The organism is Pseudomonas sp. UBT (assembly GCF_050915955.1).
GTDB lineage: Bacteria > Pseudomonadota > Gammaproteobacteria > Pseudomonadales > Pseudomonadaceae > Aquipseudomonas > Aquipseudomonas antarctica_A.
In genome coordinates, this window is record NZ_CP168079.1 from 3,318,406 (window position 1) to 3,342,032 (window position 23,627).

General features: G+C 60.6%; 18 protein-coding genes and 4 tRNA genes. 13 read left to right on the top strand and 9 right to left on the bottom strand.

The genetic code is table 11. The features are described 5' to 3' along the window. The first annotated feature begins 101 nt into the window (after window positions 1–101). Entirely contained in the window at window positions 102–2,183 is a 2,082-nt protein-coding gene (locus tag ACDZ94_RS15155) for a carboxy terminal-processing peptidase (protein ID WP_237140895.1), read from the top strand. Window positions 2,184–2,300: 117 nt separating this feature from the next. Next, entirely contained in the window at window positions 2,301–4,070 is a 1,770-nt protein-coding gene (locus tag ACDZ94_RS15160) for a bifunctional diguanylate cyclase/phosphodiesterase (protein ID WP_221294344.1), read from the top strand. Here ACDZ94_RS15160 and ACDZ94_RS15165 read toward each other — a convergent pair. The 4 genes from ACDZ94_RS15165 to ACDZ94_RS15180 form a co-directional block, all read right to left on the bottom strand. After that, complete coding sequence (locus tag ACDZ94_RS15165; RefSeq protein ID WP_005786715.1) at window positions 4,067–4,438, bottom strand: hypothetical protein; 372 nt, start codon at window positions 4,436–4,438, stop codon at window positions 4,067–4,069. The two genes, ACDZ94_RS15160 and ACDZ94_RS15165, sit on opposite strands and share 4 nt — an antisense overlap. Further along, window positions 4,435–4,773, bottom strand: coding sequence for a helix-turn-helix domain-containing protein (locus ACDZ94_RS15170; RefSeq protein WP_064451671.1), 339 nt, complete (start codon window positions 4,771–4,773; stop codon window positions 4,435–4,437). The genes ACDZ94_RS15165 and ACDZ94_RS15170 overlap by 4 nt, the downstream gene beginning before the upstream one ends. Before the next feature lie 95 nt (window positions 4,774–4,868). Further along, on the bottom strand, window positions 4,869–5,324 hold the full coding sequence (locus ACDZ94_RS15175; RefSeq protein ID WP_064451670.1) for a YkvA family protein: 456 nt from the start codon (window positions 5,322–5,324) through the stop codon (window positions 4,869–4,871). A 323-nt stretch (window positions 5,325–5,647) separates the two neighbouring features. Next, the gene (locus ACDZ94_RS15180; protein WP_064451669.1) at window positions 5,648–6,388 is read right to left on the bottom strand and encodes an FKBP-type peptidyl-prolyl cis-trans isomerase; all 741 of its coding nucleotides are present in this window, start codon (window positions 6,386–6,388) and stop codon (window positions 5,648–5,650) included. Window positions 6,389–6,634: 246 nt separating this feature from the next. Between ACDZ94_RS15180 and ACDZ94_RS15185 the strand changes: the two genes are divergently transcribed. The 8 genes from ACDZ94_RS15185 (at window position 6,635) to ACDZ94_RS15220 (ending at window position 18,230) form a co-directional block, all read left to right on the top strand. Continuing rightward, window positions 6,635–8,446, top strand: coding sequence for a di-heme-cytochrome C peroxidase (locus ACDZ94_RS15185; protein WP_432750394.1), 1,812 nt, complete (start codon window positions 6,635–6,637; stop codon window positions 8,444–8,446). Further along, on the top strand, window positions 8,443–9,606 hold the full coding sequence (locus ACDZ94_RS15190) for a catalase family protein (RefSeq protein ID WP_082895855.1): 1,164 nt from the start codon (window positions 8,443–8,445) through the stop codon (window positions 9,604–9,606). Before ACDZ94_RS15185 ends, ACDZ94_RS15190 begins: the two co-directional genes overlap by 4 nt. A 554-nt stretch (window positions 9,607–10,160) precedes the next feature. Next, window positions 10,161–10,259 carry a K(+)-transporting ATPase subunit F gene (gene kdpF / locus ACDZ94_RS15195; RefSeq protein ID WP_053255293.1) on the top strand — a complete coding sequence of 33 codons (99 nt, stop codon included), beginning with the start codon at window positions 10,161–10,163 and terminating at the stop codon, window positions 10,257–10,259. Window positions 10,260–10,366: 107 nt separating this feature from the next. Next, complete coding sequence (gene kdpA, locus ACDZ94_RS15200) at window positions 10,367–12,073, top strand: potassium-transporting ATPase subunit KdpA (RefSeq protein ID WP_064451667.1); 1,707 nt, start codon at window positions 10,367–10,369, stop codon at window positions 12,071–12,073. Window positions 12,074–12,083: 10 nt separating this feature from the next. Continuing rightward, window positions 12,084–12,731, top strand: coding sequence for a K(+)-transporting ATPase subunit C (gene kdpC, locus ACDZ94_RS15205; protein WP_432750395.1), 648 nt, complete (start codon window positions 12,084–12,086; stop codon window positions 12,729–12,731). A gap of 12 nt (window positions 12,732–12,743) precedes the next feature. Then, window positions 12,744–14,813: a potassium-transporting ATPase subunit KdpB gene (gene kdpB, locus ACDZ94_RS15210; protein ID WP_156526267.1), complete on the top strand. Its 2,070-nt coding sequence runs from the start codon at window positions 12,744–12,746 to the stop codon at window positions 14,811–14,813. Between the two features lie 76 nt (window positions 14,814–14,889). After that, a complete protein-coding gene (locus ACDZ94_RS15215) occupies window positions 14,890–17,541 on the top strand; it encodes a DUF4118 domain-containing protein (RefSeq protein ID WP_432750396.1) in 2,652 nt (883 codons plus the stop codon). Further along, window positions 17,538–18,230 (top strand): response regulator, encoded by a 693-nt coding sequence (locus ACDZ94_RS15220; RefSeq protein ID WP_221294338.1) that lies wholly within the window; start codon window positions 17,538–17,540, stop codon window positions 18,228–18,230. The genes ACDZ94_RS15215 and ACDZ94_RS15220 overlap by 4 nt, the downstream gene beginning before the upstream one ends. Here the strand turns inward: ACDZ94_RS15220 and ACDZ94_RS15225 are convergent. After that, complete coding sequence (locus tag ACDZ94_RS15225) at window positions 18,190–19,113, bottom strand: LysR family transcriptional regulator (protein ID WP_407017573.1); 924 nt, start codon at window positions 19,111–19,113, stop codon at window positions 18,190–18,192. The genes ACDZ94_RS15220 and ACDZ94_RS15225 overlap by 41 nt on opposite strands. 106 nt (window positions 19,114–19,219) lie before the next feature. Here ACDZ94_RS15225 and ACDZ94_RS15230 point away from each other — a divergent pair, with 106 nt between their 5' ends. Next, window positions 19,220–20,731, top strand: coding sequence for an MFS transporter (locus ACDZ94_RS15230; RefSeq protein WP_432750397.1), 1,512 nt, complete (start codon window positions 19,220–19,222; stop codon window positions 20,729–20,731). Between the two features lie 79 nt (window positions 20,732–20,810). Here the strand turns inward: ACDZ94_RS15230 and ACDZ94_RS15235 are convergent. From ACDZ94_RS15235 to ACDZ94_RS15250, 4 genes are all read right to left on the bottom strand, one after another. Further along, a tRNA-Asp gene (locus tag ACDZ94_RS15235) sits at window positions 20,811–20,887 on the bottom strand. 19 nt (window positions 20,888–20,906) lie between these two features. After that, window positions 20,907–20,982: transfer RNA gene (locus tag ACDZ94_RS15240), tRNA-Val, on the bottom strand. A 176-nt stretch (window positions 20,983–21,158) separates the two neighbouring features. Continuing rightward, window positions 21,159–21,235, bottom strand: a tRNA-Asp gene (locus ACDZ94_RS15245). A gap of 19 nt (window positions 21,236–21,254) precedes the next feature. After that, window positions 21,255–21,330, bottom strand: a tRNA-Val gene (locus ACDZ94_RS15250). Between the two features lie 159 nt (window positions 21,331–21,489). On the opposite strand from ACDZ94_RS15250, the gene rdgC reads away from it, so the two are divergent. Both rdgC and ACDZ94_RS15260 read left to right on the top strand, forming a co-directional pair. Next, window positions 21,490–22,410 carry a recombination-associated protein RdgC gene (gene rdgC / locus ACDZ94_RS15255; protein WP_003190130.1) on the top strand — a complete coding sequence of 307 codons (921 nt, stop codon included), beginning with the start codon at window positions 21,490–21,492 and terminating at the stop codon, window positions 22,408–22,410. 171 nt (window positions 22,411–22,581) lie between these two features. After that, window positions 22,582–23,547, top strand: a complete 966-nt coding sequence (locus ACDZ94_RS15260) for a bile acid:sodium symporter family protein (RefSeq protein ID WP_064451660.1) — start codon at window positions 22,582–22,584, stop codon at window positions 23,545–23,547. Window positions 23,548–23,627: the final 80 nt, after the last annotated feature.

Below are 23,627 nucleotides of genomic sequence, written 5' to 3' on the forward strand. Positions count from 1 at the left end.
GTAGCGCCGGGCTTTTTGCATTATGCGACCGGATCATATGGAACCGGCTCCCTCAAAGACGGCCTAATATGCGTTATCAATTGCCCCCGCGTCGAATCAGCATGAAGCATCTGTTCCCCAGCACCGCCCTCGCTTTTTTCATTGGTCTCGGCTTCGCGTCGATGTCGACCAATACGTTCGCAGCCAATAGCTGGGACAATCTTCAGCCTGATCGCGATGAGGTGATTGCCAGCCTTAACGTTGTCGAGTTGCTAAAGCGCCATCACTACAGCAAGCCGCCGCTGGACGACGCTCGCTCGGTGATCATCTATGACAGCTACCTCAAGCTGCTGGACCCGTCGCGCAGCTACTTCCTGGCCAGCGATATCGCTGAGTTCGACAAGTGGAAGACTCAGTTCGACGACTTCCTCAAGAGTGGCGACCTGCAGCCAGCGTTCACCATCTACAAGCGTTACCTGGACCGCGTCAAAGCGCGTCTGGACTTCGCCTTGGGTGAGCTGAACAAGGGCGTCGACAAGCTCGACTTCACGCAGAAGGAAACCCTTCTGGTGGACCGCAAGGACGCACCTTGGCTGACCAGCACCGCCGCGTTGGATGACCTGTGGCGCAAACGCGTCAAGGACGAAGTGCTGCGCTTGAAGATCGCCGGCAAAGAGCCGAAGGCCATTCAAGAGCTGTTGACCAAGCGCTACAAGAATCAGTTGGCACGTCTGGACCAGACCCGTGCCGAAGACATCTTCCAGGCCTACATCAACACCTTCGCGATGTCTTACGACCCGCACACCAATTATCTGTCGCCAGATAACGCGGAAAACTTTGATATCAACATGAGTCTGTCGCTGGAAGGCATTGGTGCCGTCCTGCAAAGCGACAATGACCAGGTCAAGATCGTGCGTCTGGTACCGGCAGGTCCTGCCGACAAGACCAAGCAGGTCGCCCCGGCGGACAAGATCATCGGCGTGGCCCAGGCCGACAAAGAGATGGTCGATGTGGTCGGCTGGCGCCTGGACGAAGTGGTCAAGCTGATCCGTGGGCCGAAAGGCAGCGTGGTGCGCCTGGAAGTGATTCCGCACACCAATGCGCCGAACGACCAGACCAGCAAGATCGTGTCCATCACCCGTGAAGCGGTGAAGCTCGAAGACCAGGCTGTGCAGAAGCAAGTCCTCAACCTCAAGCAGGATGGCAAGGATTACAAACTGGGCGTGGTGGTGATCCCGGCGTTCTACCTGGACTTCAAGGCGTTCCGCGCCGGTGACCCGGACTACAAGAGCACCACCCGCGACGTTAAGAAAATCCTGACAGAGCTGCAGAAGGAAAAAGTCGACGGCGTGGTCATCGACCTGCGCAACAACGGCGGCGGCTCCCTGCAGGAAGCCACCGAGCTGACCAGCCTGTTTATCGACAAAGGCCCGACCGTGTTGGTACGCAACGCTGACGGCCGTGTCGACGTGCTCGAAGACGAGAACCCGGGCGCGTTCTACAAAGGTCCGATGGCGTTGCTGGTCAACCGCCTCTCGGCCTCGGCTTCGGAGATTTTCGCCGGCGCCATGCAGGACTACCACCGCGCGTTGATCGTCGGCGGCCAGACCTTCGGTAAAGGCACCGTGCAGACCATTCAGCCGCTGAACCATGGCGAACTGAAGCTGACCATTGCCAAGTTCTACCGGGTTTCCGGGCAGAGCACCCAGCATCAGGGCGTACTGCCGGATGTTGATTTCCCGTCGATCATCGACACCAAGGAAATCGGCGAAAGCGCGCTGCCCGAAGCGATGCCGTGGGACACCATTCGCCCTGCGATCAAACCCGCTTCGGACCCGTTCAAGCCGTACCTGACGCAGCTCAAGGCTGACCATGACGCTCGCTCCGCCAAGGATGCCGAGTTCGTGTTTATCCGCGACAAACTGGCCCTGGCCAAGAAGCTGATGGAAGAAAAAACCGTCAGCCTTAACGAAGCGGATCGCCGTGCGCAGCACACCGACATCGAGAATCAGCAGCTTGTGCTGGAAAACGCCCGCCGCAAGGCCAAGGGCGAAGACCCGCTCAAAGAGCTGAAGAAAGAAGATGAGGATGCCCTGCCGACCGAGCCTGAAAAAACCAAGCCGGAAGACGACGCCTACCTGTCCGAGACAGGCCGGGTACTGCTGGACTACCTGAAAATCAGCAAGCAGGTGGCCAAGCAATAAATGAAGTCAATTTAATGTGAGCGCTCCCAAGAGTGTCATCATATAGACATCATTCTGTCGTGAAATGAAGGACCGCAGGCTTAATGCCTGCGGTCCTTTTTTTTGATCGAGATCGCCATGACCATGACCGAACAGCTGAATGCATTGGGTTCAATCCTGGCTCAAGGCAGTTTGCACAGCTTGTTCCAACCGATCATTTGCCTGTCCGAGCGGCGCATCCTCGGCTACGAAGCCCTCAGCCGTGGCCCGTCCAATAGCCCGCTGCACTCCCCCGTCGCCCTGTTCTCGGTAGCCAGCCATGCCGGGCGCCTCAGTGAACTGGAAATCGCCTGCCGTGAAAGCGCATGCCGGCGCTTCAGTGAACAGAAACTGCCGGGCAAACTGTTCCTGAACATCTCGCCGGAATCCCTGATGGAGACGGCGCACCAGCCGGGCCGCACGCTGCAACTGTTGCGCGACTTCGGTATCCCACCCAGCCAGGTGGTGATCGAGCTCACCGAGCAGACGCCAACCGACGATTTCGACTTGCTGCAAACCGCGCTGCATCATTACCGCAACATGGGCTTCGCCATCGCTCTGGATGACTTGGGCGCCGGCTATTCCAGCCTGCGTTTATGGTCGGAACTGCGCCCGGATTACGTGAAGATCGACCGGCATTTTATCGACGGCATCCACCAGGACGCGCTCAAGCGCGAATTCGTCGGCTCCATCTTGCAGATCGCCAGGGCATCCCGCGCCCAAGTCATTGCCGAAGGTATTGAGCTGCCCGAAGAATTGGCGGTGTTGACCGAAATGGGCGTTGATCTGGTCCAGGGCTACCTGCTCTGCCGTCCACAGGAACAGCCTCCCCAGGAAGCACGCCTGATGCTGCCCAAACAGGACAACGCCAACCTCGCCCTCAGCGAAGAAAGCAGCGACCTCAGCGCCCTGCTCAACGAACAACCAGCAGTGGATCAGGACACCGCCACGGCCCTGGTCCTGGAATCCTTCCGCCGCCAGGCCAACCTCAACTCCCTGGCCGTGCTGGATGGGCGCGGCCACCCGGTCGGCATCGTGCACCGGCATTCCTTGTCGGACGCGCTGCTCAAGCCGTTCGCCACTGACCTGTTCGCGCGCAAGCCCATCAGCCGCTTGATGAGCGATGACTTTCTGGCGGTGGAGTTGAGCCAATCCCTGCAGCAAGTCAGCCGCTTGTTGACCAGCCGCGCACGCCAGCGAATTGAAGAAGATTTCATCATCACCCTCAATGGCGATTACCTCGGCCTGGGTCGGGTCATTGATGTGCTCAAGCTGATCACCGAACTGAAGATCCAACAAGCGCGTTACGCCAACCCACTGACACTGCTACCCGGCAATGTGCCGATTCAGCAATGCCTGACGCGCCTGCTGCAACAACGGCGCGAGTCGGTGATCTGCTACGTGGATATCGACAGCTTCAAGCCGTTCAACGATATCTATGGCTACGGGCGCGGGGATGAGGTGTTGCTGTGCCTGGCGCAGTGCCTGAACGACCGGGTCGACCCGAGCCGCGACTTTGTCGGGCATATCGGAGGGGATGATTTTTTGCTGGTGCTCGGCCCGCAGGATTGGCGCAAGCGGCTCAACCAGTTGCTGGATGACTTCCACACGCAATGCCGACGCTTCTATCGCGCCGAACACCTCGACGCCGGCTGCTTCGTGGCGTTGAACCGCCAGGGCGCGCGCCAGGAGTTCGCCTTGCTGTCGCTGTCGATCGGCGTAGTGCATTTGTATCCACAGGCCTGTGGACAACTGGATGCCAGCCAGTTGGCGGAGATGGCCTCACAGGCCAAGCACCACGCCAAGGATGTGGCCGGTTACAGCATTCATGTCATCGACAGCATGGACAGCCTGCCCCAGGCGCTCTAAGCCTCGGCGGATTCCGGATACTCGTATTCAAACACTCGCACCACTTCCGAGGCATGCCAGGATGCGGCGGCCACACCATCGGATGGCCCGCTGAAACGCCCCAGGCGCTCTACACACTCAAAGAAACCGGTACGCGGCAAGCGGCTGGCGCCCTGGCTGATGACCAGAGAGCTGCGCAAGGGTTGCTCGGCCTTCGCGTCCAGTGCGGCCAGGTGTTCAAGGGCTGCGGCCAGCGTCTGCATCGCCGGTGTGGGGAACTGCAGGCGCTCAAGCAGCGCGCGGTAGGTCAGCAGGTGGCGCTGGCGGCGCGCCTGGTCCAGTTCGTTGAGTAACCCATCCCAGTGTTGACGACTGATTCGTAGGCTCAAGATTCATCCCTCCAACCTGCAACGCCCAATTCCCAGGCCAGGCTGCGGCGTATGGCGGCATCCGGCTGGCGTTCACCACGTTCAATCAATCCAAGATATGACGGGCTGATACCCACCGTGCGGGCCAGGGTTTCGATGGCCAGGCCCTTGGCTTCACGCAGGCCGCTCAGGTCCGCGAGCGGGCGCAGGTCCTGGTCAATCGTGATGGGTGCGGCGGGGGAAGAAGCGGCTGTGGGTTGCGGCTGACCGGCGGCTTTTAGCAGCGCCTGGTACTGGTCCCATGGCAACACCGCATACTCGGGCTCGCCATTGCGTAAAATTATCTGAATATCCATGACTGCCCCGTAGGATAACAACACTTACTAAGTAAGTTCTTTCCTTAGAAGTGTAATCCTAACAGCCCCGAAGGTCGCAGGGGATATAAGAGTCATCAGTTTTTTTGTGGGTTTTCCTGGGCCAGGAGTGCAGCCGTCGCAGGCAGTCGCTCAACCACGGCGAGTTTTTCCGGGCGCTGGGCGTCGCGCCAGGCGCGAAAAGCGCTCAGCTCGCCGTTCAAGGTCTTCATGACCCATGCCAGCACAGCGATGTCATCGAGCATGCCGAATACCGGGATAAAGTCCGGGATCGCATCAATCGGGCTGAGGAAATACATCAACCCCGCCACCACCGAGATCAGCGCCTTGGGGCTGATCGCCCGGTATTCTCCGCGCCAGTAAGCCAGGCACAGGGCCTGGAGCAATTTGAGATCATCCTTGAACTTACCCAGCCGGTTGCCCTGGTTTGAGCCTTTGGCGGCAACGGCAAACAGCAGGGTAGGTAAACGCCCACGGCCCAGCAAGCGCGCAGCCATGGGCAGGAAACGGGTGAAATTGAAAGGTGGTTTCATGCGTCACTCCAGTTCCAGGCGACATAAAAGGTTATCCACACAAATTGTGGATAACCTTGTGAACAGAGCCTGTTTTATCGGCTGAAAGCCACGGACTACAAGGCTTTCAGTCAGATCGGGCGTTTTTTGCGCACATAAAAAAAACCCAAGATTTCATTGACTTGGCGCTTCGGTGCGGCTACCCGTGCTCGAGTCTAATATCAGACTGTTTCAGATTGCAGGGGTTCGTTTGGATTTGCATCGGGTTTGGCTGGCGAGGTTTTGCCATACCCCAGATACGACAACGCCCCGTCGAAACGGGGCGTCGTGTGTTCAGCTGCCGATTACTTCTTGGCAGCCGGAGCAGCAGGAGCGTCAGGGGCTTCAGCCTTGGCTGGGTCCTTGATGGCCAGCAGTTCCAGATCGAATACCAGCACGGAGTTGGCTGGAATCGCTGGGCTCGGGCTCTGCGCGCCGTAGGCCAGGTCGGACGGGATGTACAACTCGACCTTCTCGCCCACGTGCATCAGTTGCAGGCCTTCGACCCAACCCGGGATCACGCCGCTGACCGGCAGGTCAATCGGGCTACCGCGATCTACGGAGCTGTCAAAGGTAGTGCCGTTGGTGAGCTTGCCGGTGTAGTGAACAGTCACCACGTCGGTCGGCTTAGGCTGAGCGCCATCGGCCTTCTTCACGATCTTGTACTGCAGACCGGAAGCCGTGGTCACTACGCCGTCTTTCTTGGCGTTTTCTTCAAGGAATTTCTTGCCGGCGGTTGCCGACTCCTCGCTCATTTTGGTCATGCGTTCTTCAGCACGCTTCTGCAGTGCGGCAAACGCTTCAACCAGCTCGTCGTCTTTGAGCTTCTGTTCTTTCTTGCCAACGGCATCTTCGATGCCCTGGGCTACTGCTTTGGAATCCAGGTCATCCATGCCTTCTTGAGCAAGGCTTTTGCCCATGTTCAGGCCGATGCCGTAGGAAGCTTTCTGCGCCGGGGTTTTCAGCTCTACGCTGGTCTGCGAATCACAACCCGCAAGTACCAGGCTAACCAGGGCCACCGCCGCCGCCAACCGATGCTGTTTCATGCTATTTCCTTGTTCGTGCGCCAAAAGGGCATTCGAGTAAAGTCGCGAGCTTATCAGGCGGCCACGACCAATGGCTACCGGCATCTGAGCAGGAAACTTCTGATAAGTTCACGTGTTTAAAAGCATTTTCATTCATTATGGAGGTCCGCGAAGGATCGCGGACTGCCGCCAACCAGCCTACTGGCCACTTGCCGCACCTGTGGCGCAATGGCATAAGAACGCTACAACTCGACAAGGATAGTTATCTTGCGCATTTTTTCCCGTGTTTTACTCCTGATACTTGCAGTACTGGGCATTGCCCTCACCGTGGTGCTCTATTACACCGCCAACCCCAAGCTGCCGGACTACGTGCCTGTGGAGCAGGTGCACTACCAGGACCAATGGAGTGCGGCTGATCGCCAAACATATTACTTCACGCCTCAGGGCACCCAGGTAAAAGGCCTGCATTACAACTGGTTCACCGCTCTGGAACTGCCGTTTTCGGAGCAACGTTTTGCCACGCCCGAATACCTCGCGCGCTTTGGTTTCCTGGTCGATCCCAAGCAAGTCCCTACCGCGCAGAACCCCGGCAACCTGCCGGTAGGTTTCGCCCGGCATCAGAACGCCGGCAGCAATGTTGAATACCTGGATATCACCTGCGGCGCCTGCCATACCGGCGAATTGCACTTCAAAAACCAGGCCCTGCGCATCGACGGCGGCTCGGCCCAGCATGTGCTGCCCTCCAGCGTGCCGACCCTGCGTGGCGGCAGTTTCGGCCAAGCCCTGGTGGCCAGTCTTGCCGCCACCTATTACCTGCCGTGGAAGTTCGACCGTTTCTCCCGCAGCGTGCTCGGTCACGACTATGACGAGCACAACAAGCAACAATTGCGTCAGGACTTCAAAGCGTCGCTGAACCAGTTCCTCAGCGTTGCCTGGAACGACACCCACCGCGGCCTCTACCCCACCGAAGAAGGGCCGGGGCGCACCGATGCGTTTGGCCGCATCGCCAATGCGAGTTTCGGCGACGCCATTTCAGCGGAGAATTATCGCGTCGCCAATGCGCCGGTGGACTACCCACACCTGTGGGATATCTGGACCTTCGACTGGGTGCAGTGGAACGGCTCAGCCCAGCAACCCATGGCGCGCAATATCGGTGAAGCCCTTGGCGTTGGCGCCACCCTGGATTTCTTCGACAGCGCCGGCCAGCCCCTTCAGGGCGTTGCGCGCTACCCATCGAGCGTACGGGTGCGTGACCTCAACCGAATCGAGGAGACCCTGCAACGCCTCAAACCACCCGCCTGGCCGGAAGACCTGTTCGGTGCCGTCGACAAGCCCCTCGCCGCCCAAGGCCGTGCACTGTTCGCCGAGAACTGTGCCGGCTGCCACGTGCCCGCCGTCAATCAGGTCAATGGTCGCCCGGTGCAGCAACTGAAGATGCTGCCTGTGGAATACATCGGCACCGACCCCAGCGCCGCCACTAACATCGCCGATCAGCGCTACGACCTCAGCGCCCTGCAATGGGACGCGGCGGAATTGGCCACGCTCAACGTCGAGTTGCACCCCAAGCCGAGCGCCCCGCTGGATCTGCACAAAATGTCGGTTGCCCAGGGCCTCGCCTACGTCACCGCCTTCGTCGAGGACCACGCCTACCGTGCGGCCGGCGTGACCCCAGCCGAACGCCCAAGCCTGGACGGGTTCGGCCTGCCCATTGGCGTGCGCGAGTTGCGCGCCTACAAGGCGCGGCCATTGGCCGGCGTGTGGGCCACCCCGCCGTTCCTGCATAACGGCTCAGTACCCACGATCTTCCAATTGCTCTCGCCTCAGGACGAGCGCAGCACCACCTTCTACAAAGGCACGTTCAACTACGACCCGCGCCACCTGGGCTTTGAGACTGGCGCCTTCAAAAATGCCTTTGTGTTCGATACCACAATCACCGGCAACCACAACAGCGGTCACGAATTCCGTGACGGCAAGCGTGGCAATGGCGTGATCGGCCGCGCCCTGCTGCCGCAGGAACGTTGGGCGCTGCTGGAATACCTCAAAGTGCTGGGCGGCCCGCTGGAGCAACAACTGCCATGATGATCCGATCTCAATACAAGCAACCTTCGATGCTCGCACGTCTGTGGCTGCGCCTCGGCGCATTTCTGGGTAAAACCCTGTTGTGGCTGGTGGGCCTGGGACTGCTGGGCTGGCTGGTGGCAACGGCCTGGTTTGCCTGGCAACACAGTGGCCCGGTTTCACCGGACGAGCAGGTCCCGCCCGGTGAAGCGACCATGAGCCAGGGCATCATTCAGACGGCGGTGCGTATCGTCGACCAGCATCGCGAAGGCACCCGCTACCTGCGTGATGCGCACGCCAAGGCGCATGGCTGTGTGAAGGCCGAAGTCAGTGTGTTGAAGGACCTTGATCCGGCCTTGCGCCAGGGCGTTTTCGCCGAGCCGGGCAGAACCTGGCAAGCGCTGATGCGCTTGTCCAACGGCAACGCCTATCCGCAGTTCGACAGCATCCGTGATGCGCGGGGCATGGCAATCAAGCTGCTGGATGTACCGGGCAAACAGCTGATGGCGGACCAGCAAACACGCACCGAGCAAGACTTTGTGATGTTCAGCCACCCGAACTTCTTTGTCAGCGACGTAGCGGAGTACGCGCAAAACATCGGCGCCCAGGCCGATGGCAAGAAAGTCCTGGCGTTCTTCCCCAACGTCGACCCACGCAGCTGGCAGGTGCGCCACTTGTTTATCGCCCTGGCGACCCTGGCGCCGCCACCGGCCAGCCCGACGCAGACCACGTACTTTTCAGTTTCGCCCTACAAATTTGGTGCGGCGAATGCCAAGTTTCGCGTCGCACCCGATCCGCAAAACTGCCCGGACTATGTGCTGCCAAAACAGAATCAGGACCTGCCGAATTTCCTGCGCAGCGCCTTGAATCAGCAACTGTCCACCGACCGAGTGCCGGCGTGTTTTGTGTTGCAGATTCAGCGGCAGAACCCGCAGAAGTTCATGCCGATCGAAGACACCAGTATCGAATGGAAGGAAAGCGACGCGCCTTATGAAACGGTGGCCAAGGTGAACATCCCCGCGCAGGATTTCGACACGCCGGCCTTGAACCTCGCCTGCGACAACCAATCGTTCAACCCTTGGTTCGGGCTGGAGGCGCATCGACCGATTGGCGGAATCAACCGACTGCGCAAAGCGGTGTATGAGGCTATCAGCGACTATCGGCATAGTCGTAACTTGTAATCGATGGGCGCTGGCTTGCCGGCAATGCCAGCACCTCGGTGTATCAGCCACACTGAGTGGCTGCCCTCGCAGGCACGCCAACTCCCACCTCTGGACCGCGTTCGATATAAAAGATGCAGTGACCCATTTCGCGTAAAGAAGGCGTATAGATTGCCTATTCGCCATAACGATTACGTCGTCCCTATTGAGCAACTAAGGCTGCACACTTTACCGTCACTTCCTACCCCCAAAACCCGTAGGAAGTCATCGTGGAAAGTTCAACTTTAGGCATGGTCGTCCTGTCAATGATTGCGCTCTTCGGCACCGCCGCGTTTTGCTTCGAGCACCTTGCTACCCGCGGCGAGAAGAAAAAGAAAGCCAAATAAGCTGATCACTGAAATCAGCAGAACCCCAGACTTTCAAGGGATACCCCGGCATCGGGCTATCCCTTGTTTTCGTTCGTCGGCGCAAAAACCTTCTATATACCGTCTTAATACCGCCGCCCGTAATCAGTGCCCGAGCTTGATACGCCAACGCTTAACCTCGCCGGCTTATTCAACAAGGGGAGTTTCACCGTGCTTACACTGACCTTCATCTATGTCGCCAGCGGTTTATGTGCCGTCGGGCTGTTCGCTTACTTGGGCTACGCCCTCATTCGCGCCGAAAAGTTCTAGGGAGTTCGCCATGTACGACGTGATGTTCATGGGGCTTTCCCTGGTGTTTTTTGTTGCGACTGCCATGGCCATTGTTGCCATGGGCAAGATTTGAACGGAGCCACGACATGTTAAGCACTTTGCTGGAATTTGCGCTGGTCCTGGGGTTGATGACCGCGCTTGCCGTGCTGATGGGCAAGTGGCTGACCCGGGTGTTCACCGGGGCCCGCCATGCCTTACCGGAACGTTTTACCTATCGCCTGCTGGGCGTCGACCCACTGGAGACCATGGGCTGGGCCCGCTACGGTTCGGCCCTGCTGCTGTCGAACGCGGCGATGATGCTGCTGGGCTATATCGTCCTGCGCTTGCAGGCGGTGCTGCCGATCAACCCATTGGGGTTGGCGGCGCAAACCCCGGACCTGGCGTTCAACACTGCCGCCTCCTTTATTACCAACACCAACTGGCAGGCGTACTCGGGTGAAACCAGTCTGTCGAACTTCAGCCAGATGGCCGTCATCACCTTTCTGATGTTTGTCGGCGCCACTTCAGGCGTCGTTGCCGCCGCGGGTTTTATTCGCGGATTGAGCCGCTCAAGTGCGGCCGATATCGGCAACTTCTGGGTCGACTTCACGCGCACGCTGTACCGGGTAATGCTGCCGCTGTGCGTGGGCATGGCGCTGGTGTATGTGTGGCAAGGCATGCCACAGACCTTCGCCTCCCAAGCCTTGGCCACGACGCTGGAAGGCGCGCAGCAACAGTTGATTGTCGGTGCGGTCGCCAGCTTTGAATCGATCAAGCATATCGGCACCAACGGCGGCGGTTTCTTCAGCATGAATGCTGCGCACCCGTTCGAAAACCCGACACCACTGACCAACATCCTGCACATCCTCAGCATGCTGTTGATCCCGTCGGCGCTGACCTACACCTTCGGCAGCATGCTGTTGCAACGCCGTCAGGGCTGGGTGTTTTTCGGCACGTTCCTGGTGATGTTTATCGGCTTCCTGGCGCTGGTGTATGGCGCCGAACAGACCGGCAACCCGCTGCTGACCCAGGCGGGCGCCAACCAGACGCTGTCGATTGAGCAAAGCGGCGGCAATATGGAGGGCAAGGAACTGCGCTTCGGCATCGCCGACAGCAGCCTGTTTATCGCCACCACCACGGCGGCGACCACCGGCTCCGTCAATACCATGCATGACTCGCTGACCCCCATGGGCGGCTTCGTGCCCTTGGCGCAGATGATGCTCAACTGCGTATTCGGCGGTGACGGCGTGGGCTTCATCAACCTGATCCAGTACGCGCTGCTCACGGTGTTCCTGGTGGGCATGATGATCGGTCGCAGCCCGGAATTCCTCGGCAAGAAAATCGAGGCCCGAGAGATGAAACTGGTGATGCTCTCGGTGCTCGCACACCCGATCAGCATCCTTGGTTTCACCGCCCTCGCCGCCCTGTGGCCAGACACGATGGCCAGCCTGAACAACCTCGGCCCCCACGGTTTCAGTGAGGTGCTGTACGCCTACACCTCCGGCACCGCCAACAACGGTTCGGCCTTCGCCGGCCTGAACGCCAACACGCCGTTTTTCAACACCACCATCGGTCTTGCGATGTTGATCGGACGCTTCTTCACCATGCTGCCGATGCTCGCTGTGGCCGGCTCCCTGGCGATGAAAAAGACCGTGCCTGCCGGCGCCGGCACCATCCCTACTGCGACCCCGCTGTTCATGCTGCTGGTGGTGTTCGTGGTGCTGGTGGTCGGTGGCTTGACCTTCTTGCCGGCGCTCGCGCTCGGCCCACTGGTGGAGCAACTGCAGTTGCTGTCCGGCCAGACGTACAACTAAGGACATGTTGATGACGACTCAATCGATATTCAAAGGGCTGTTGCGCCCGGTGCTGGTTTCGGCGGTGTTTTTCATGCTGCTGACAGGGCTGGCGTACCCGGCCTTCACCACACTGGCGGCGCAACTGTTGTTCCCGTTTCAGGCGCAGGGTTCGCTGATTGAACGCGACGGGCTGGTGATCGGCTCCGCGCTGATCGGCCAGGATTTCACCAAGCCCGCGTACTTCCATGGCCGCCCGAGCATGACCCTCGGTACCGACCCGCAAGACCCGAGCAAAAGCGTTTCGCAGCCCTACAACGCAGGCGCAAGCGGCGCCAGCAACCTGGGGCCGACCAGCCAGAAACTGGTGGACCAGGTCAGCGCACGCGCCAAAGCCTATCGCCAGGACAACGGCCTGCCCGCCGACGCACCGGTACCGGTGGACGCGGTCACCGCTTCCGCATCGGGCCTGGACCCGCACATCTCGGTGGCCAACGCCCGGCTGCAACTGGCGCGGGTGGCGCGCTTGCGGCAGATCCCCGAAACCGAACTGCTGCAACTGCTCAACGACAACACCGCCGCCCGCACCCTTGGTTTGCTCGGCGAGCCACGGGTGAATGTGCTGCAACTCAACTTGGCGCTGGATGCGCGTCAGCCCTCTATTGCGGTCAGTGAGTAAGAGATGTCCCTCATGAAGAATGCTCGTTTACCCCTGTTTGATCGGCGCATCGTGCTCACTGCCGGCGTCGATGCGCTGAAGAAATTACTGCCCCAGGCCCAGTGGAAAAACCCGGTGATGTTCGTGGTTTACCTGGGCAGCATCCTCACGACCTTGCTGTGGTTCCAGTCCCTGGGTGGCAAGGGTGAGGCGCCCAGCGGCTTTATCCTCAGCATCACCTTGTGGCTGTGGTTCACCGTGCTGTTCGCCAACTTCGCCGAAGCCCTGGCCGAAGGTCGCAGCCGCGCCCAGGCTGCGAGCCTGCGCGGCATGAAACGCCAGACCCTGGCCAAGTTGCTGCAGCAACCGCGTCATGGCGCAGCCTGGCTGCCAATGGAAGCCAGCTTGTTGCGCAAGGACAACGTGGTGCTAATCGAAGCCGGCGACCTGGTGCCGCTGGACGGTGTAGTGATTGAAGGCGTGGCCTCGGTGGATGAGAGCGCGATCACCGGTGAATCGGCGCCCGTGATTCGCGAGGCCGGTGGCGACTTCTCCTCGGTCACCGGCGGCACGCGCGTGCTGTCCGATTGGCTGGTGGTGCGCATCAGCGTCAACCCGGGCGAATCGTTCCTGGACCGCATGATCTCGATGGTCGAATCGGCCAAGCGCCAGAAGACGCCCAACGAAGTCGCGCTGACAATTTTGCTGGTGGGCCTGACCTTGCTGTTCCTGCTGGTCATCGCCACCTTGAGCCCCTACTCGATCTTCGCCGTGGCCATGAGCGGCAGCGGCAGCGTGATCAGTGCCACGGTGTTGGTGGCGTTGCTGGTGTGCCTGATCCCCACCACCATCGGCGGCCTGCTTTCGGCCATCGGCGTGGCAGGCATGAGCCGGATGATGTCGGCCAATGTAATTGCCACCTCCGGCCGTGCCGTCGAGGCGGCAGGCGATGTGGATGTGTTGCTGCTGGACAAGACCGGCACCATCACCTTGGGCAACCGCCAGGCCAGCAGCTTTTTGCCGGCACCGGGCGTGAAGGAAGCCGAGTTGGCCGATGCCGCGCAACTGGCGTCTCTGGCCGACGAAACCCCGGAAGGTCGCAGCATCGTGGTGCTGGCCAAGCAGAAGTTCGACATCCGCGCGCGCGATATCAACGCCCTGGGCGCCAGCTTCGTGCACTTCACCGCGCAAACGCGCATGAGCGGCGTCGACCTGCCGGAAGGCCGGGCGATTCGCAAGGGCGCAGCGGACGCGATTCGCAGCCACATCGAGGCCTTGGGCGGCAGTTTCCCGGCCGCGCTGCAGGCCAAAGTCGATGAAGTGTCACGGCGTGGCAGCACACCGCTGGTGGTGTCCGACGGTGCCAAAGCCTTGGGCGTGGTTGAGCTTAAGGACGTCGTCAAAGGCGGCATCAAGGAACGCTTTGCCGAACTGCGGCGCATGGGCATCAAGACCGTGATGATCACCGGCGACAACCGCCTGACGGCCGCCGCGATTGCGGTGGAAGCCGGGGTGGATGATTTCCTCGCCGAGGCTCGCCCGGAAGACAAGTTGCAACTGATCCGCGACTACCAGGCCCAGGGCAAGCTCGTGGCCATGACCGGCGACGGCACCAACGACGCGCCGGCGCTGGCCCAGGCCGACGTAGCGGTGGCGATGAACAGCGGCACCCAGGCCGCCAAAGAGGCCGGCAACATGGTCGATCTCGACAGCAACCCGACCAAGTTGATCGAAGTGGTCGAGGTCGGCAAACAGATGCTCATGACCCGCGGCGCCCTCACCACGTTCAGCGTGGCAAATGACGTGGCCAAGTATTTCGCGATCATCCCGGCCGCGTTTGTCGCGACCTACCCACAGCTCGGCGCCTTGAACGTGATGCACCTGAGCAGCCCCAACTCGGCGATTCTCAGCGCGGTGATTTTTAACGCGCTGATCATTGTCGCGTTGATCCCCTTGGCCTTGCGCGGCGTGACTTACCGGGCCATCGGCGCGGCGGCGTTGCTCAATCGCAACCTGTTGATCTACGGCGTGGGCGGTGTGCTGGTGCCGTTCGCCGGGATCAAGTTGATCGACATGCTGCTCAGCGGGTTGGGCTTGGTGTAAGCCACACCGTCACTCAACTGTGGGAGCTGGCTTGCCAGCTCCCACCGTTAAATGTGTTGTATTCAACAGGAATGACATGCCCGCATTAAACGACGAACGCCCCGACCCCGACGCCCTATTGGCCCGGGTACAGCTGGAAGAACAGGCCGCCTTGCGCGGCAAATTGCGTATCTACTTCGGCTCAAATGCTGGGGTGGGCAAGACCTGTGCGATGCTCGCAGCGGCGCAACGCGAAGTCGCCCTGGGCCGTGACGTACTCGCCGGCGTGGTGGAAACCCATGGCCGCGCGGAAACCGCGGCGCTGCTCGATGGCCTCGAACAACTGCCGCGCGCCGCCCTGCTGCACCGCGACTTCGCGCTCAGCGAATTCGACCTCGACGCCGCCTTGCACAGGCACCCCGCCGTGGTGCTGGTGGACGAACTGGCCCACAGCAACGTGCCCGGCTCGCGTCACCCCAAACGCTGGCAAGACGTAGAAGAATTGCTCGGCGCCGGTATCGACGTGTGGACCAGCCTCAACGTCCAGCACCTGGAAAGCCTGAATGATCTGGTCAGTGGAATCATCGGCATCCGCGTGCGTGAAACCGTGCCCGATCACGTCTTCGATAACGCCCACGAAGTGGTGGTGATCGACCTGCCGCCCGATGATCTGCTGCAACGCCTCAAGGACGGCAAGGTCTACCTCGGCCCACACGCCGAACGGGCCTCAAAACATTTCTTCCGTAAGGGCAACCTGCTGGCCCTGCGTGAACTGACGCTGCGGCGCACAGCGGACCGGGTCGACACGCAGATGCGCGTATACCGCCGCGAACAGTCAATCAAAGCCTTATGGCCAGCGCGCGAACGGCTGCTGGTGGGTGTAGCGGGCGACGCGGGCGATGAGCGCCTGGTGCGCGAAGCCGCGCGCCTGGCGCAAAAACTCGAAGCGGACTGGATCGTGGTGCATGTCGCATCAGCCCAGGGCCGCGGCGCCAAGCGCTATCTGACGGCCATGAAAACCCTGACCCTGGCCAGCGAATTCGGCGCCGACACGGCAACACTGCCGGGCATGGACGTCGCCGACGCGCTGGTCGCCTGTGCCCGTGAGCACAACGCCAATCGCCTGGTGCTCGGCCACCATCCGCGCCAGGCGTGGCGGTTCTGGCATCAGTCGGTCAGCGACCGGATCAGCCGCCATCACCCGCAGATTGATCAGATCGTGATAGCCCACGGTGCAGTGCCGGGGCCTGCGCCTGCCATCGAAAAACCGACACCTGCACCGGGCAGAGTCCTGGCCTATCTGTGGGCCACACTCGCCTGTTTCGCCGCCAGCGCCATTGCTGCATTGCTGCTGCAAGTGTTCGACCTGGCCAACGTCGTCATGCTGTTTTTGCTCACCGTGGTGTTGGTGGCCCTGCGTTACGGACGTGGCCCGGGCGTCTGGGCCGCGATGCTGGCGGTGCTGTGTTTCGACTTCTTTTTCGTGCAGCCGCGCTACTCGTTTACCGTCACTGACACCCAGTATTTCTTCACCTTTGCACTGATGCTCGGCATCGCCCTGATCACCGGGCAACTCACTGCGCGGCTGCGCCACGAAGCACGCACCGCCGCCGCGCGCGAACGGCGCGCCACCTCATTGGCGCGACTGGCTCGCGACCTGTCGGCGGCGCTGACGGTGGAGCAAATCAGTGAAGTCGCGCTGCGCACCTTCAGCGGTGTATTCGAAGCACGCGTAGGCCTGGCGCTGCCGGACGCCGCCGACGGCGTGCACAGCGTGGGCGCGGGCGGGTTGCCGATTGACGAGAGCATCGCCCAATGGACCTACGACCACGGCCAGGCCGCCGGTCACGGCACCGACACCTTGTCGGCGGCCAAAGGGTGTTACTTGCCGCTCAAGGCACCGATGCGCGTACGCGGCGTGCTGGTGCTGGAGCTGGCCCAGAGCGAACGCTTGAGCGATCCGCAGGAGCGCCGCCTGCTGGAAGCCTGCATGAGCCAGTTGGCGATTGCGCTGGAGCGGGTGCATTTCGTCGAAGTCGCGCAAAGCACGCTGGTGCAGATGGAAGGCGAAAAGATGCGCAACACCCTGCTCGCGGCAATATCCCACGACCTGCGTACCCCTTTGACCACCCTGATCGGTGCCGCCGACACCGCCCTGCCCCACGCCCCACCAGGCCCGCTGACCGAGTTGCTGCACGGCATCCATGAACAAGCGACGTCAATGCAGCGGCTGATCGAAAACCTGCTGGACATGGCCCGCATGCAGGAACGCGGTGTGCGCCTGAACCGGCAGTGGCATTCGCTGGAAGAAATCGTCGGCAGCGCACTGCGCCAGTTACGTGAACCTCTGGCGCAACACTGCGTGCACACCGCACTGGACCCGCGGTTGCCACTGGTGGAAATCGACGCGCTGTTGATCGAACGGGTGCTGGTCAACCTGTTGGACAACGCCGCCAAATACACCCCGCCAGGCAGCAGCATTACCGTCGCCGCCCGCTCTGCTGCGGACACCATTGTGCTGGACGTCAGCGACAACGGCCCGGGCCGGGCGCCGGCCAACCTGTTCGAACCCTTCACACGCGGCCAGCAGGAATCATCCGTCGCCGGCATCGGCCTGGGCCTGGCACTGGCCAAACGCATCGTCGAAGCCCACGGCGGGCGCATCGAAGCCAACGCCATTGAGGCATGCGGCATGCACTTCATCATCACTTTACCGGCGGGCACACCCCCGCCCATGGAAGCCTTATGAGCACCGCACGCATTTTGATTGTTGAAGACGAAGCCAATATCCGCCGCTTCGTCGGGATCGCCCTGCAAGATGAAGGTTTTCAGGTGTTCGAGGCCGACAGCGTCAAACGCGCGCTGATCCATGCCGCCAGCCGTCAACCGGACCTGGTGATCGTCGACCTCGGCCTGCCGGATGGCGATGGCAAACAACTGATCAGTGAACTGCGCGGTTGGTTGGCAGTGCCGATTCTGGTGTTGTCGGCGCGTGATCGCGAAGAAGAGAAAGTTGCCGCCCTGGACGCAGGTGCCGATGATTACCTGACCAAGCCGTTCGGTGTGCCCGAGCTGCTCGCACGCATCCGCGCCCAGCTGCGCAGGCATGGTCAGACCGGCACCGTGGCAGCGACCAGCAAGGTCGCGTTTGGCGATATTGAAGTCGACCTGTCGACCCACGAGGTATGGCGCCAGGGCCAGCCTGTGCATCTCACCCCCATCGAATACCGCCTGCTCTGCGCGATGATTCGCGGCCAGAGCCGGGTACTGACCCACCGGCAATTATTGCTGGAAGTGTGGGGCCTGGATTACGTGGACCGCGCCCACTATTTGCGGGTGCACATGGCGCACTTACGGCAAAAGCTGGAAGAGGACCCGGCGCAGCCGCAGCATTTCATTACCGAGTTGCAGGTGGGGTATCGGTTGATGGGGTTGTAAAAAGGCGTTCGGCGACAAAGTCCACAAATACGCGGATTTTTGGCGAGAGATGCCGGCTCGAGGGCCACAGCGCCCAGAACTGGCCCTGGTCATCGGAATGCCCGTCCAGCACGGTTTCCAGCTGTGCCTGCGCCAGCGCGTCCCGGGCCAGAAAGTCCGGCACGTAGGCTATGCCATGCCCATCGGTGGCGGCCATGAGCATGGCTTCCATGTTGTTCAAGGTCAGCGCAGTAGGAAGGCGTAATTGGGTGATCGCCGGGTTGGCGGACAAGGTCCATTCCATGACTTTGCCGGTGGTTGCAAAGCGATAACGCAGGCACTGATGGCGCTCAAGATCACCGAGGGTTTCCGGACGCCCGTTAGCACGCAAGTATTTGGGTGATGCGCACAGTAAAAAGCGAAAAGGTCCGAGTTTACGGGCCATCAACGTCGAATCGGCGAGGCCGCCGCTGCGAATCACCACGTCGAAGCCCTCCTCGATCACATCCACCAGGAGGTCGTTGAAATCCAGCTCCAATTCAATCTCCGGATAGGCTTGCCTGAACGCGAGCAGGTGGGGAAAGAGGAAGCGATAGCCGATGGTGGGCAGGCTGACCCGCAATTTGCCGCGCGGGGCCTGCATGGCATGGGAAAGCATGGCGCGGGCGTCCTGCAGGTCATCGAGAATTTTCCGACAACGATCGTAGAACAATTGACCTTCGGCAGTCAGGCTGACCTTACGCGTGCTGCGGTGCAACAGCCGGACATTCAACGATGCCTCCAGCTTGACCACATTTTTGCCCACCGCCGAGGCGGAAATCCCCATCGCCCGCGCCGCGCCTGTGAAGCTGAGTGCTTCTGCGGTTTTCACGAAGGCGATCACACCACTGAGATTATCGGTCACACCATTACATCCTTATCGTCCGCTATGAACGGAATGTAGGCCTGTTTATCGGTAATTACATCCTGATTAGAGTCTTTATCTTCATAGAACGTTAGGAATGTACGCGATGAACACAGTCGAACCCGCCCATGGTCGCTATTCGATTCTGGCAGCCATTTGCCTGGCAGCCCTGGTGCTGCCCATGAGCTTTACCGGCGGCGCGGTGGCGACGCCGTTTATCGGCCAGGCATTTGCCGCCCACCCCACGCAACTGGTGTGGGTCACCAACGCGTTCATGCTCAGTTTCGGCAGTTTGTTGATGGCCGCCGGCACCCTCGCCGACCGCTATGGGCGCAAGCGCTTGTTCTTGTGGGGCATGGCGCTGTTTACCGTGGCCTCCCTGCTGCTGGCCGTGGCGCCGGGCATTCTTTGGCTGGATATAGTGCGCGGGGTGCAAGGCGTTGCGGCGGCCATTGCGTTGGCCAGTGGCTGTGCGGCGCTGGCACAGGTGTTTGATGGCCATGCCAGGACGCGTGCCTTCAGCCTGCTGGGCACTACTTTCGGCGCGGGCCTGGCGTTTGGCCCGCTGCTGTCGGGGCTGCTGATCGAACACTGGGGCTGGCGCGCGATTTTCCTGGGCACGGCATTGCTGGCGGGGCTCTCACTGCTGTTCGCCGTGCCCAACATGCGTGAGAGCCGCGACCCGCAGGCGCTGCACCTGGACGTGGCCGGCGTGCTGACCTTTTCGGCCATGCTGGTGAGCTTGACCACGGCGGTCATTCTGGCACCGGAACACGGTTGGGGCTCAGCAACTACCCGGTATCTGCTGGCGGCAGCAGCGGTGTTTTTGCTGGTATTTATTCGGGTTGAAAATCATACGAGCCAACCGATGCTCGACCTGCGGCTGTTTCGCTTTGGGCGCTTTATTGGTGTGCAGTTGCTGCCGATCGGCACCTGTTACTGCTATATCGTCCTGATCGTACTGTTACCGCTGCGGTTTATGGGTGTCGAAGGCGCCAGCGCATTTGAGGCGGGTTTAATGATGCTGGCGCTGTCCGCACCCATGCTGGTCGTACCGATTATTGCCGCAACGCTGACACGCTGGCTGTCGGCGGGCGTACTGTGCGCCGTTGGCCTGTTGATTGCGGCTGCGGGCTTGTACGGGTTGAGCCTGGCCAGGATCGGCCAGCCGTTGCAGACCGTCGCCGCACTGCTGGTCATCGGGATCGGCACGGGCTTGCCGTGGGGTTTGATGGATGGCCTGGCGATCAGTGTGGTACCCAAGGAGCGCGCGGGCATGGCGGCAGGCATTTTCAATACAACCCGAGTCGCCAGTGAAGGGGTGGCGCTGGCAATCACGGTTGCCCTGTTGAGCGCACTGGTTGCCCATCATCTGCCCGCAGGCACTGCGCAGGACGCGGCAGTGCTTGCCCAGCAGTTGGTCATGGGCGACGTCCGAGACGCCAGTGCAAACATCCCACTGGAATTGCTGCGCACGGCCTACCTTGCGGGCTTCAATACCTTGCTGCAATTGCTGGCAGGACTCACCCTATCTACAGCGGCGGTGGTCTTTGTGTTCCTGAGCCGACGCGAAGTTGCGCCAATAGTCGCGGCGCCGACCGTTGAGTCGCTGCGCTGAATCGCAGGCAAAAAAAAGCCCGCTCAATGAGCGGGCTTCTTGTGGTGACCTGGCGTTCAGTGTTCCAGATTACCGAATATGGCGCAGCGGACGGGACTCGAACCCGCGACCCCCGGCGTGACAGGCCGGTATTCTAACCGACTGAACTACCGCTGCGCGTAACACTTGAAGCGAATGGTGGGTGATGACGGGATCGAACCGCCGACATTCTGCTTGTAAGGCAGACGCTCTCCCAGCTGAGCTAATCACCCTTCGTTTCGGTGTGGGCGCATCATACAACAAAAAAACGTAATGTGTTGATTTAAATGCAATTTATTTAAAAAAACTTCATCTCGTGATTGTTTGCCGTATTTCGGACAAAAAAAACCCGCTCAATGAGCGGGCTTTCTGTGGTGACCTGGCGTTCAGTGTTCCAGGTTACCGAATATGGCGCAGCGGACGGGACTCGAACCCGCGACCCCCGGCGTGACAGGCCGGTATTCTAACCGACTGAACTACCGCTGCGCGTAACACTTGAAACGAATGGTGGGTGATGACGGGATCGAACCGCCGACATTCTGCTTGTAAGGCAGACGCTCTCCCAGCTGAGCTAATCACCCTTCGCTTCGGTGTGGCGCGCATTCTACGGAGCGACCCTAAGTCTGGCAAGCACTTTCTTAAATCTTTTTTTTGAGGCCTTCCAATGGCTTAGGCAGGGTTGGCCTCAGCCCTGATCAAGAGAATAATGCCCCCCTTTGTATAAAGGAGAGACTCACCCCATGTGGTTCAAGAACCTGCTTATCTATCGCCTGACCCAAGATCTGCCTGTTGATGCCGAGGCGTTGGAAGCGGCAATGGCCACCAAACTGGCGCGCCCTTGTGCAAGCCAGGAGTTGACCACTTACGGTTTCGTCGCGCCTTTCGGTAAAGGTGAAGACGCTCCCCTGGTTCACGTCAGCGGTGACTTCCTGCTGATCGCCGCGCGCAAGGAAGAACGCATCCTGCCAGGTAGCGTGGTGCGTGACGCACTGAAAGAGAAAGTCGAAGAGATCGAGGCCGAGCAAATGCGCAAGGTCTATAAAAAGGAACGGGACCAGATCAAGGATGAAATCATCCAGGCCTTCCTGCCGCGTGCGTTTATTCGTCGCTCGTCGACCTTCGCCGCCATCGCGCCGAAACAGGGCCTGATCCTGGTCAACTCGGCGAGCCCGAAACGCGCCGAAGACTTGCTGTCGACCCTGCGCGAAGTGATCGGCACCCTGCCGGTACGCCCGCTGACGGTTAAAACCGCACCGACTGCGATCATGACCGACTGGGTCACCACCCAGAAACCGGCCGATGACTTTTTCGTCCTCGACGAATGCGAACTGCGCGACACCCACGAAGATGGCGGCATTGTGCGCTGCAAGCGCCAGGACCTGACCAGCGAAGAAATCCAGTTGCACCTGACCACCGGCAAAGTCGTGACCCAATTGTCCCTGGCCTGGCAGGACAAGTTGTCCTTCATGCTCGACGACAAGATGACCGTCAAGCGCCTGAAGTTCGAAGACCTGCTGCAGGATCAGGCCGAACAGGACGGCGGCGACGAAGCCCTGGGCCAACTGGACGCCAGCTTTACCCTGATGATGCTGACGTTCGGCGAGTTCCTGCCGGCGTTGGTTGAGGCACTTGGCGGCGAAGAGACGCCACAAGGCATCTAAGCCATGTGAAGATCAAAATGTGGGAGCGGGCTTGCTCGCGAATGCGCAGTGTCAGTCACTTAATAGGCTGACTGATTCACCGCATTCGCGAGCAAGCCCGCTCCCACATTTGATTGGGTTTCCAAGCAAACATAAGCACTCCCGAACTTACCTGATAACAAGGACATCCCCATGCGTGCTCTCGCCGCCTTGAGTCGCTTTGTCGGCAATACCTTCGCCTACTGGGTGCTGGTTTTCGCGGTCCTCGCCTTCCTTGAGCCCAGCTGGTTCATTGGCCTCAAAGGCGCCATCGTGCCGCTGTTGGGCCTGGTGATGTTCGGCATGGGGCTGACCTTAAAACTTGAAGATTTCGCCGAGGTCGCCCGCCACCCGTGGCGCGTCGCACTCGGCGTAGTCGCGCACTTTGTGATCATGCCGGGCGTGGCCTGGTTGCTGTGCCAGGCGTTCCACCTGCCGCCGGAAATTGCCGTCGGCGTGATTCTGGTCGGCTGCTGCCCAAGCGGCACGTCGTCCAACGTGATGACCTGGCTGGCGCGGGGCGACCTGGCGCTGTCGGTGGCAATCGCCGCCGTCACCACCCTCCTCGCCCCGCTGCTCACACCGGCGTTGATCTGGCTGCTGGCGTCGGCCTGGCTGCCGGTGTCGTTCATGGAGTTGTTCTGGTCGATCCTGCAAGTGGTGCTGCTGCCGATCGTGCTCGGCGTGGTGGCGCAACGTGTGCTCGGCGAGCGGGTCCGCCATGCCGTGGAGGTGTTGCCGCTGGTGTCGGTGGTCAGCATCGTGATCATTGTCGCGGCGGTGGTTGCGGCGAGCCAGGCGAAGATCGCCGAGTCCGGCCTGCTGATCATGGCCGTGGTGATGTTGCACAACAGCTTTGGCTACCTGCTGGGCTACTTCACCGGTCGGTTGTTCAAGCTGCCATTGGCACAGCGCAAATCGCTGGCGCTGGAAGTGGGCATGCAGAACTCCGGGCTGGGCGCCGCACTGGCCAGCGCGCACTTTTCGCCGCTGGCGGCGGTGCCGAGTGCGCTGTTCAGCGTCTGGCACAATATTTCCGGGGCTTTGCTGTCGACTTACTTCCGCAGAATGAGCGAAAAGGAAGACCGTCGCGCTTTGCAGAACACGCCAAAAACTTGATCGCCTGATCAATATTCGGCACTCTACCGAGCTTCGCGGGGACGACCTCGCGACGCTTTCAAGCGCTAATTCCGGGGACG

Coding starts and splice junctions, on each gene's coding strand:
- ACDZ94_RS15230 (WP_432750397.1), top strand. CDS start 19,220: ATGAACACAGTCGAACCCGCCCATGGTCGCTATTCGATTCTGGCAGCC.
- ACDZ94_RS15170 (WP_064451671.1), bottom strand. CDS start 4,773: ATGGATATTCAGATAATTTTACGCAATGGCGAGCCCGAGTATGCGGTG.
- ACDZ94_RS15190 (WP_082895855.1), top strand. CDS start 8,443: ATGATGATCCGATCTCAATACAAGCAACCTTCGATGCTCGCACGTCTG.
- ACDZ94_RS15215 (WP_432750396.1), top strand. CDS start 14,890: ATGCCCGCATTAAACGACGAACGCCCCGACCCCGACGCCCTATTGGCC.
- ACDZ94_RS15155 (WP_237140895.1), top strand. CDS start 102: ATGAAGCATCTGTTCCCCAGCACCGCCCTCGCTTTTTTCATTGGTCTC.
- ACDZ94_RS15180 (WP_064451669.1), bottom strand. CDS start 6,388: ATGAAACAGCATCGGTTGGCGGCGGCGGTGGCCCTGGTTAGCCTGGTA.
- ACDZ94_RS15220 (WP_221294338.1), top strand. CDS start 17,538: ATGAGCACCGCACGCATTTTGATTGTTGAAGACGAAGCCAATATCCGC.
- kdpA (WP_064451667.1), top strand. CDS start 10,367: ATGTTAAGCACTTTGCTGGAATTTGCGCTGGTCCTGGGGTTGATGACC.
- ACDZ94_RS15160 (WP_221294344.1), top strand. CDS start 2,301: ATGACCATGACCGAACAGCTGAATGCATTGGGTTCAATCCTGGCTCAA.
- ACDZ94_RS15175 (WP_064451670.1), bottom strand. CDS start 5,324: ATGAAACCACCTTTCAATTTCACCCGTTTCCTGCCCATGGCTGCGCGC.
- kdpB (WP_156526267.1), top strand. CDS start 12,744: ATGAAGAATGCTCGTTTACCCCTGTTTGATCGGCGCATCGTGCTCACT.
- ACDZ94_RS15260 (WP_064451660.1), top strand. CDS start 22,582: ATGCGTGCTCTCGCCGCCTTGAGTCGCTTTGTCGGCAATACCTTCGCC.
- rdgC (WP_003190130.1), top strand. CDS start 21,490: ATGTGGTTCAAGAACCTGCTTATCTATCGCCTGACCCAAGATCTGCCT.
- kdpC (WP_432750395.1), top strand. CDS start 12,084: ATGACGACTCAATCGATATTCAAAGGGCTGTTGCGCCCGGTGCTGGTT.